Below are 1,889 nucleotides of genomic sequence, written 5' to 3' on the forward strand. Positions count from 1 at the left end.
GGCTCGCCCGGCTGGTGCTGCACGCCCCGGGCGAGCAGGTGTGCCTGGTCGAGGCGGAGGCCGTCACCCCGCTGCCGGGGTGCGGGCTCGCACTGGTGGCCACCGAAGGTCTCGACGTGCGACCCCTGCCGATCGCGCCCGCCGGCCCCGGCCACCCCGAGCGGCGGGCCGTGTTGCGGCTGCCGCAGGCCGCCGCGGCGACCGTGCTGGGCACCACCGCGGTCACGTACACCGCCACCGACCGCTTCCATCTGATCGAGGAGGTCTACGAGTTGGCGCTCGACGGCGCCGACCTGGCCGAGGCCGGACCGCAGGCGTCCGGTACCCCGGTGCTCGACGCGGCGACCGGCGCCGTGCTCGCGGTGGTGGTGACCGCCCTGCACGCCGGGCACCGCGCCGGCGGCTTCGCGGTGCCGCTGCACACCGGGTCCGCGCCCGCGCCGCTGGCCGAGCTGGTCGCCCGGGCCGCCGCGACCGTGCCGGCGTACGGCCCGCACCTCAACCTCGCCGGCGTCCTGCACCTCACCGACACCAGCGTCGGCTCGGCCGGCAGCGCGCCGGAACCCTGGCGCGACCCGGTGGCCAGACCCCGGATCGTCGCCGCGCTCGACGACTTCGTCGGCCGCCGCGGCGAAGCCGCCCCGCTCGCCCTCGGCCTGGTCGGCGAGCCCGGCACCGGCCGCAGCACCGAACTCGCCGCGCTGGCCGGCCGCCGCCACCGTGCCGCCCACCCGGCCCCGACGGTCTGGCTGCGCGGCGCGGAACTGCGCCCGGGCGACGGCAGCGTCAAGGACGCCGTGGAGCGCGCGCTGCGCACCGCCGCCCGCGTGGTCAGCGCGGCAGGTCACGCCCCCGGCGAGCCGCTGCACGCCCCGCTCGCGTACGGCATGGCCGATCCCACCGAGGACGTCGCCATCCTCGCCCGCACCGCCGGCCGCCCGCTGGTCGTCCTGCTCGACGCACCCGAGGAGATGCCGCCCGTCCTCGCCCACGAACTCGCCGGCTGGACCGCCGCCACCGCCGGCTGGCTGCGGACCAGCCGGGCCCGGCTGGTCGTGGCGTGCCGCCCGGAGTTCTGGGAGCAGGTGGGGGCGATGCTCCCGGCCGAGCTGCTGTACGTGCCGGGGGCGCGCGGGGGCGAGGGCGCAACAGCCGAACCGGGCGTGCCCGTAAGGCCGTTGCCGCCCTGCGTGCGGCTGGGGGACCTCGCCGGGCCGGAGGCGGCCGAGGCCCGTGAGCGACACGGCCTGCCCGACGGTTCCCTGCGCGCGCGGGATGCCGGGCATCCGCTGGCGCTGCGGCTGCTGTCCCAGGTGCGGATCGCGCTCGGCGAACTCGCCGCGGAGGGGCCGCCGCCCAGCCGCGCGGAGGTCTTCGCCGCGTATCTGGATGCGGCGTGCCTGCGGATCGCGGTGCGGCTGGGCGCCGCGACGCCGACCTCGCCGCCGGTGCGCGGCCGGGGACTGCGCCGGCTGGCCGCCCGGGTGGCCGGGCAGGCACACGAAGCGGCCCGGCGCTGCCTGGGCCCGGGACAGGGCGAGTTGGACCGGGAGGCGTTCGAGGAACTTTTCCCGTGGCGTACGGGCTGGGCGTCCGCGGTGCTCGCCGAGGGCCTGCTCGTGCCGGCCGGGGCGGGCTACCGCTTCGCGCACGAGGAGTTCGGCGACTGGGTCCAGTCCCTGCACCTCGACCTGCCCACGGCCTTGTACGCGCTGGTGCACCGCTGGTCGCCGTCCGCCGGGCACCCGGTGCCGCCGCTCGTGCCCGGGGACGCGCCGGTACGGCTTCCGTCGCGCGCCGCCGGGCGGTCCGCCGGGGCCGGCGCAGGGTCGGGGGCCGGTGGCGGTGCCTACGGCCGGTCGGTGCCGGTGCCGCCCGCGCCGCCGATC

General features: G+C 79.1%; 1 protein-coding gene. It reads left to right on the top strand.

The features are described 5' to 3' along the window. The coding region (locus tag AC13HU_RS36440; protein WP_483046284.1) for a P-loop NTPase family protein at nt 1-1,889 on the top strand (1,889 nt) is incomplete at both ends.

Source organism: Streptomyces sp. NH27 (assembly GCF_056859195.1).